General features: G+C 68.0%; 9 protein-coding genes. 7 read left to right on the top strand and 2 right to left on the bottom strand.

Annotation, left to right across the window (positions count from 1 at the left end):
* Positions 1-168 precede the first annotated feature (168 nt).
* Both Pth03_RS23535 and Pth03_RS23540 read right to left on the bottom strand, forming a co-directional pair.
* Positions 169-486 (bottom strand): Rv1322 family protein, encoded by a 318-nt coding sequence (locus Pth03_RS23535; RefSeq protein WP_203946531.1) that lies wholly within the window; start codon positions 484-486, stop codon positions 169-171.
* A 75-nt stretch (positions 487-561) separates the two neighbouring features.
* Entirely contained in the window at positions 562-2,070 is a 1,509-nt protein-coding gene (locus tag Pth03_RS23540; protein WP_203946532.1) for a 3-hydroxyacyl-CoA dehydrogenase family protein, read from the bottom strand.
* Between the two features lie 58 nt (positions 2,071-2,128).
* Between Pth03_RS23540 and nucS the strand changes: the two genes are divergently transcribed.
* The 7 genes from nucS (at position 2,129) to Pth03_RS23575 (ending at position 7,748) form a co-directional block, all read left to right on the top strand.
* A complete protein-coding gene (nucS, locus tag Pth03_RS23545) occupies positions 2,129-2,803 on the top strand; it encodes an endonuclease NucS (RefSeq protein WP_203946533.1) in 675 nt (224 codons plus the stop codon).
* Between the two features lie 198 nt (positions 2,804-3,001).
* Positions 3,002-3,562, top strand: coding sequence for a hypothetical protein (locus Pth03_RS23550; protein WP_203946534.1), 561 nt, complete (start codon positions 3,002-3,004; stop codon positions 3,560-3,562).
* Between the two features lie 78 nt (positions 3,563-3,640).
* Entirely contained in the window at positions 3,641-4,531 is an 891-nt protein-coding gene (locus Pth03_RS23555) for an alpha/beta fold hydrolase (RefSeq protein WP_203946535.1), read from the top strand.
* 46 nt (positions 4,532-4,577) lie between these two features.
* Positions 4,578-5,405 (top strand): ABC transporter ATP-binding protein, encoded by an 828-nt coding sequence (locus Pth03_RS23560; RefSeq protein WP_203946536.1) that lies wholly within the window; start codon positions 4,578-4,580, stop codon positions 5,403-5,405.
* A gap of 42 nt (positions 5,406-5,447) precedes the next feature.
* The gene (locus Pth03_RS23565; protein WP_239119306.1) at positions 5,448-6,296 is read left to right on the top strand and encodes an ABC transporter permease; all 849 of its coding nucleotides are present in this window, start codon (positions 5,448-5,450) and stop codon (positions 6,294-6,296) included.
* Positions 6,297-6,498: 202 nt separating this feature from the next.
* The gene (locus Pth03_RS23570; protein WP_239119307.1) at positions 6,499-7,101 is read left to right on the top strand and encodes a TetR/AcrR family transcriptional regulator; all 603 of its coding nucleotides are present in this window, start codon (positions 6,499-6,501) and stop codon (positions 7,099-7,101) included.
* A 47-nt stretch (positions 7,102-7,148) separates the two neighbouring features.
* Entirely contained in the window at positions 7,149-7,748 is a 600-nt protein-coding gene (locus Pth03_RS23575) for a cob(I)yrinic acid a,c-diamide adenosyltransferase (RefSeq protein ID WP_203946537.1), read from the top strand.
* Positions 7,749-7,808 lie beyond the last annotated feature (60 nt).

A 7,808-nucleotide genomic window follows, 5' to 3' on the forward strand; every position in this document is an offset into this window, starting at 1 on the left:
ACAAGTTCTCCCACAGTATCCCGGACCAGCCACTTCTCTTTGCGTGATCATGCAGAACTTCGGCGTCACGCCCGCCGACCAGGCCATATCCCCATCGTGATCATGCAGAAGTTCGGCCATCCCCCACCTGACCAGCGCGGACGCCAAACGTGATCATGCACGGGCGGATCAGTACCGGTTGCGCCCTGGGCCCCGGTTTGCCCGGTTCTTCCAGCACGCGGTGTGCCAGTGCCGCCGCTCCTCCTCGCCGCCCTGCCAGGCGGGCCAGCTCACGATGTGGGGCACACCAGGACGGATCTCCTGCTCACACCCGGGGCATCGATAGGTCTTGGCCAGCGCCGCACCCGAGACCTTCCGTACGACCCAGTCGCCGTCGGCCGCGCTCTCCACCTGGTCGACCCCCGGCACGGAATCGACCGGCCGTACGGCGCCGCGGCCGTCGGGACGCTCGTAAGGGCCGAGACGTCGGGCACGGCGCGGACTCACGGCAACAGCCCTCCAGGACCCGGGGACGATATCAACACTGGGCGAAACGGTATATCTGCCTGCATTCTTCCAGGATCATCTGGCATACGCGCGAATGCCGGACACACCGGCCGTCACGAGCTGGTCGAGCAGCGGCGCAGGGGCGAACGACGGCTCGCGATATTCGGCGTACAGCGCACGCAGCCCGTCCCTGACCCGCTCCAGCCCGATGACGTCGAGCATCTCGAACGGCCCCGCGGGGTAACCGCAGCCCAGCCGCATCGCCGTGTCGATGTCACCGGCGGAGGCATAACCGGAGTCCAGCATGCGGATCGCGTCGTTGAGATAGGGATAGAGCAGCGCGTTGACGACGAACTCCGCCCGGTCGCCACATCTCACCGACGTGCGCCCCAGCACCGTCACCAGATCCCGTACGGCTCCCGCGGCCTCGTCCGAGGTGAGGACGGTGGAAGCGACCTCGGCCACCTGGTCGCCCACGAGGTGGAGCCCGACGAGCCGTTCGGGATGCGGAAGCCGTACGGCGAGCTCGATCACGGGCCGCTCGGACAGTGCGATGACCACGTCGGCGTCGGCCACCGGCGTGAGGTCGGACGGCTCCGCGACGACCGCCTTGAACCCGGCGGCGTCGAGATCGGTGAGCAGCCTCGCCGCCTCCGGCACGCCGCCCACGATGCCGGCCACGGACACGGCGGCCTTCGGGCCGGCTTCGGGGACGGTCGCCGTGCCTTCGCCGTACGAGTAGAAGCCGCGGCCGGTCTTGCGGCCGAGCAGCCCCGCGGTGACGAGTTCGCGCAACATCGGCGCGGGCGCGTGCCGCCGGTCCCGGCTCTCACGGAACAGCACCTCGCACACCTCGTACGACGTGTCCAGGCCGACGAGGTCGAGCAGCGTGAAGGGGCCCATGGGCAGGCCGAGACCGAGCTTCATCGCGACGTCGATGTCGTCCCGCGAGGACAGGCCCGACTCGAGCAGGACGCACGCGTGGTTGAGGTAGCCGAGCAGCAGCCGGTTGACCACGAATCCGGCCCTGTCCCCCACGGTCACCGGCGTCTTGCCGAGCCGCCGGGCCAGGCCCGCGACCTCGGCGGCCAGGCCGTCCTCGATCACGACCGTGCCGATCACCTCCACGAGCCTCATGACCGGGGCCGGGTTGAAGAAGTGCATGCCGACGACCTGGGCCGGCCGGGAAGTGGCGGCGGCGATGGCGGTCACCGAGAGCGAGGAGGTGTTGGTGGCCAGTACGGCCGACGGCTTGCAGATGCGGTCGAGATCGGCGAAGAGCGCCCGCTTGTATTCCATGATCTCGGGGATCGCCTCGATCACCAGGTCGGCGCCGGCCAGGTCCTCACGCGACGTGGTGAAGGAGATCCGCCCGAGAAGAGCGGTCTGCTCCTGCGTGGACATCCTGCCCCGCGCCACGACCTTGCCGGTCGAGCTCTCCAAATGGCCGCGTCCTCTGGCCAGCGCCGCGTCGTCGGCCTCGACCCCGATCACGTTCAGGCCCGAGCGGGCGAAGACCTCGGCGATGCCCGCGCCCATGGTGCCGAGCCCGACGACTCCGACCGTCTCAAACGTGCGTGCCATGCGGCCAGTTTCCCAGAGCGGCTCGTCCGGGCCGTACGCCCCGGTAGGGTTGGCGCTCATGCGGTTGGTCATCGCGCGGTGCAGCGTCGACTACGTGGGACGGTTGACGGCCCACCTCCCCATGGCGCCCCGGCTCATCCTGATCAAGGCGGACGGTTCGGTGTCGATTCACGCCGACGACCGGGCGTTCAAACCACTCAACTGGATGAACCCCCCGTGCAAGATCCGTGAGGAGAACATCGACGGCTCGGTCACCTGGTCGGTGATCCACGGCAAGACCGGCGAGAAGCTCGTCCTCACGATCGAGGAGATCCTCCACGACTCCAGCCACGAGCTCGGGATCGACCCGGGCCTGCAGAAGGATGGCGTCGAGGCGCACCTCCAGGAGCTGCTCGCCGAGCACATCACCACCCTCGGAGAGGGCTGGAGCCTGGTCCGCAGGGAGTACATGACGGCGATCGGCCCGGTCGACATCCTCTGCCGCGACCATCATGGGGGCGCCGTCGCCATCGAGATCAAGCGGCGAGGCGACATCGACGGAGTCGAACAGCTCACCCGCTATCTCGAGCTGCTCAACCGTGATCCTCTGCTGGCTCCGGTGAGAGGCGTCTTCGCCGCTCAGGAGATCAAGCCCCAGGCCCGGGTGCTCGCCGCCGACCGCGGCATCGACTGCGTCGTCCTCGACTACGACGGTCTGCGGGGCATCGAGCCGGAGAACCCCACCCTCTTCTGACCGCCCGCCACAAAGCAAAAAGGGCATTCCTGGCGCTATCCTGGGTTCTCGGCGTCGATCCAACGCCCAACCTCCTTCGGCCCTCCCCGGCGGGGCCGCCTGGCGGAGGCAAAGGGGACTGGTCTCCTCGGATCGCTTGTCATCCGCCCGCCATGGGCCTGTCGCCGGGGCCGGGCCATGGTGGTGTCGAGGGTCCCGATGACAGCGAACAAGCACTTCAAGCGCCGTGTCCGTGAACGAGCCCGCCGTACCGGCGAGTCGTACACCGCTGCTCTGAGGCACCTTCGACGTCTCGACGCCGAGGAGTGGCACATGGAGTGGCAGCGCATCGAAAAGCCCGAGTACGGCTATGCCGTACACGTTCCGCAGGACTGGAACGAGCGGCCGCCCAACCTCAAGAACAGCCCCTGGGAGACCGCGCGGTTCGCCCAGCCGTCCGACCGCAGGCACAGCGTGATCGTCTTCCGCGGGCCGGGACGGCCGGGCGCGACCGCGGCCGAGGTCGCCGAGCTCATCCAGGCCACCCTGGAGGCCTCCGGATTCGGCGACTTCGTCATCTCCGACGTCGACGTGGCCGGGCGGCGCGCCGCTCGGCTCGACTGCGCCCGGCACGACGCGGGCCGCGTGTGGGCGGTCCGCGAATACATCGTCATCGAAGACGGTGTGCGATTCTGCCTCGGCCTCGGATCATCGGTGCCGGACGAGGACGACGCCCTCTTCACAGCCATGGCCGAGCGGTTCGAGATCCTCGAAGGCTGATCGACGAAGTGGCGGCGCGGGCCGGGGGCTGATAACCAGGCGGCAAGGCATCCTGCAACGCCGATCGGAGGACTGATCATGACCGTCCCCCTGCCCGCGTCGTTCGCCCGGCACATGATCGACGCCGACGGCGTGCGGATCAACACGGTGGTCGCCGGGGACGGTCCGCCCGTGCTGCTCCTGCACGGCTACCCGCAGACGCATCTCATCTGGCATCACGTGGCACCGCTACTCGCCCGCGACCACACCGTGGTCCTGACCGACCTGCGCGGTTACGGCGACAGCGACAAGCCCGCCTCCACGCCCGACCACAGCCCCTATTCCAAGCGCGCGATGGCCCGCGACCAGGTGCTCGTCATGCGGGAGCTCGGATTCGAGCGCTTCGCGGTGGTGGGCCACGACCGTGGAGGCCGGGTCGGGCACCGGCTCGCCCTCGACCATCCGGACCGGGTCGACAGGCTGGCCGTGCTGGACATCGTGCCGACTCGCCACATCTTCCTCCACGCCGACGCCGCGTTCGGCCTGGGTTACTACCACTGGTACTTCCTCGCGGCGGGGAACGGCATCCCCGAGCATCTGATCGGCGGCGACCCCGCGTTCTGGGTGCTCACCCGGATGACCGCCCGGCACGGGGGCGGCTCGCCGTTCGACTCGGCGGCCCAGGCCGAGTACGTGCGGTGCTTCTCCGACCCGGCGGCGATCCACGCGTCGTGCGAGGACTACCGCGCCGCCGCGAGCATCGATCTGCGCCACGACGACGCCGACGCGGAGGCGGGAAACCGGGTCAGGTGTCCCCTGCTGGCCCTGTGGGGTGAGCACGGCTTCGTCGGCAGGACGTACGACGTCCTGGACGTCTGGCGGCGGTACGCCGAGGATGTGCGGGGGCAGGCGGTGCCCAGCGATCACTACGTGCCCGAGGAGGCCCCCGAGCTGACGGCGGAGCTTCTCGAGGCGTTCCTACAAAGATGATCCAATACGGGTAACGCGGCACCTATATGGCAACGAAAGTAGAGATATGACACAAGCCATACAGGTGCGAGGGTTGAGGAAGCAGTACGGCGGAGTCGACGCCGTCGCCGGCATCGATCTCGACATCGCACAGGGCGAGATCTTCGCCATCCTCGGCCCTAACGGAGCGGGAAAGTCGACCACGGTCGAGATCCTGGAGGGCTACCGCAAACGCGACGCCGGAGAGGTCAGCGTGCTGGGCTCCGATCCGGGCAAACCCACCAGGCGCTGGAAGTCGCGGATCGGCATCGTCCTGCAGAACACCGAAGAATCCCCCGAGCTGACCGTGCGCGAGATGCTCCGGCACTTCTCCGCGTACTATCCCGACAGCCGCGACCCTGACGAGGTCATCGCGATGGTCGGCCTCACCGAGAGCGCGGGCAAGCGCATCCGCCACCTGTCGGGAGGCCAGCGGCGGCGGGTCGACGTGGCCCTCGGCGTCGTCGGCAGGCCCGAACTGCTGTTCCTCGACGAGCCCACGACGGGCTTCGACCCCGAGTCCCGCCGGCAGTTCTGGGAGCTGATCGAGGGGTTGTCCGACGACGGCACCACAATCGTGCTGACCACCCACTACCTGGAAGAGGCCGAGGCACTGGCCGACCGCGTCGCGGTGATCGCCCAGGGACGCATCGTCGCCGAGGGAGAGCCGTCGACCCTAGGTGGCCGCGCGACGGCCAAGGCGCGCGTGACCTGGTCGGAGGGTTCCGTCGAGACCGACACCCCGACGGAGACCGTGCTCGAGCTGAGCCGGACGTTCGACGGCGAGATCCCCGGGCTCACGGTCACCCGCCCCTCGCTCGAGGACATCTACCTGAGCCTGATCGAGCCCTCCTGATCATCGTGCCCTCTCCCTCCCGACACCTAATTGAGGCCCCCCTTGGCTGAAACCGCCACCGCCCTGCCCACCGCCGCTCCTGCCTCCGCGCCGATGCCGTCCACGTTCCGGCTCGGCCTGGCCCGGGCGGCCGTCGAGACGAAGATGTTCTTCCGCGAGAAAGACGCGGTCGTCTTCACCTTCTCCTTCCCGATCGTCCTCCTCGTGCTGTTCGGCTCGATCTTCGCCGGCGGCCTCGAGGGCACCGGGATCACCTTCTCCCAGCTGTACACCGCGGGCCTGATCGGCGCGGGCGTCATGGGTGCCGGGTTCCAGAACCTCGGCATCGGCATCGCGACCGAACGTCAGGACGGCACGCTGAAGCGGCTCGCCGGGACACCGATGCCTGCCGGCGCTTATTTCATCGGCAAGATCGTCAATGTTCTGGTCATCGCGCTGCTCGAGGTGGCCATCCTGCTGACCATCGGCGTGCTGATGTACGACCTGAACCTGCCCTCGGACCTGTCACGCTGGGTGACGCTCGCCTGGGTGTTCCTGCTCGGCGTCTCGGCCGCCGCGCTGCTCGGCATCGCGGCGAGCAGCCTGCCGAGGTCGGCCAAGAGCGCCGCGGCGGTGATCAGCATGCCCTTCGTGGTGTTGCAGTTCATCTCCGGCGTCTTCATCCCGTTCACCCTGATGCCGCAATGGCTGATCAACATTGCGTCGTTCTTCCCGCTGAAGTGGATGTGCCAGGGCTTTCGTTCGGTCTTTCTCGGAGACGCGGGAGCCGTCTTCGAGACGACGAAGTCGTACGAACTGGACCGGGTCGCCCTGGTCCTGGGCGCCTGGTTGATCGGAGGCGCCGTGTTGTGCCTGACGACGTTCCGCTGGAAGGGCCGTCGCGACGGATGAGGCCGGGTCGCGGCGATCACAGTACGTGGTCGCCGCGACGCGGTACGGTAACCACAAAGTGACGGGTTGACCTCCCTGTCAAGCCTTGAGGCCACCTCGGCATACCGGAAAGGCGCCCATTTAGCGGCACTTCCGCGTAAAGGATCTTGCCACCATAATGGAAGGTTCTTTGGGTCATGACGGTATGAGGTGGAAGATTTGCATGGGACGTGACTACCGGGGCATGTCTGCGGCGGAGCGGCTCGCAGACCGGAGGGAGCGGCTCATAACAGCGGCGTACACGCTGTTCGCCCATCCCGGCTTCCACGCCACCACCATCGAACGCCTGTGCGCCGCCGCGAGGATCTCCAATCGTGCGTTCTACGAGTGCTTCTCCAGCCGCGACGACCTGATGCACGCCGTCTACCAGCGATGCGTGGACGAGACCATCACCGTGGTGACCACGGCCATCGACAGGGCCCCCGCGTCGCTGGACGACCGGATCGTCGCCGGCATCGCCGAATACGTCAATTTCGTGACCAAGGACGCACGGCGGGCCCGTCTCATGCATCTGGAGGTCCGCCGTGCGGGAAGCGTGCTGACCATGGCCCGGCAGCACACGGTGAAGGCGTTCACGGAGATCATCGAGGGTGTCGCCAAGGACGCGGGCCATCCTCTCCCCCGCAACGTGCACATGCTGTCCCTCGGCCTTATCGGCGCGGTCACGGAGTTGCTCATCGAATGGGTGCTCGCCGATCCGACGCCTTCGACGGACGTAGTGATCGACACGGCCGTGCACATCTTCCACCGCTCGTTCGGCCTGTGACCCTCCTGCCCAGGGCCATCGGAAATGATCTGACTACGCTGGGCGGCATGACACGAGCCGATGACGACAAGCCGGTCGTGCTGTCGAAGATCTACACCAAGACCGGCGACGACGGGTCGACGGGCCTGGGCGACGGCAGCAGGACGAGCAAGACCGACCCCCGGCTGGCGGCCTACGCAGACGTCGAGGAGGCCAACGCCGCCATCGGGGCCGCCTTGGCCGTCGCCGGTGCCGAAGGGCTTCCCGCGGACGTCGTCGCCGTGCTGACCCGCGTGCAGAACGAGCTTTTCGACGTCGGCGCCGACCTGTGCACGCCGGTGACCGACGATCCCGAATACCCGCCGCTGCGTGTCGAGGAGTCCTACATCACCTGGCTCGAGCAGCAGTGCGACCGGTTCAACGCTCCCCTGAAGCCCCTGCGCAGCTTCATCCTGCCCGGCGGTCCTCCCGCGACCGCGTTCCTCCACGTCGCCCGCACCGTCGTACGGCGGGCCGAGCGCACGGCCTGGTCGGCTCTGGAGGCCCACGACGACGTCAGCCCTCTGCCGGCCAAATACCTCAACCGGCTGTCCGACCTGTTGTTCATCCTCTGCCGGGTCGCCGCCGACGGCGGAGAGATCCTCTGGAAGCCCGGCGCCACCCGCTGAACCTGCCTGAAAGCGCCCGAGCCCGCGATGAGAGCGCCTACCACTGTCCCGCGAAGGCGC

Origin of the sequence: Planotetraspora thailandica (genome assembly GCF_016863335.1) — a bacterium.
GTDB classification, from domain to species: domain Bacteria; phylum Actinomycetota; class Actinomycetes; order Streptosporangiales; family Streptosporangiaceae; genus Planotetraspora; species Planotetraspora thailandica.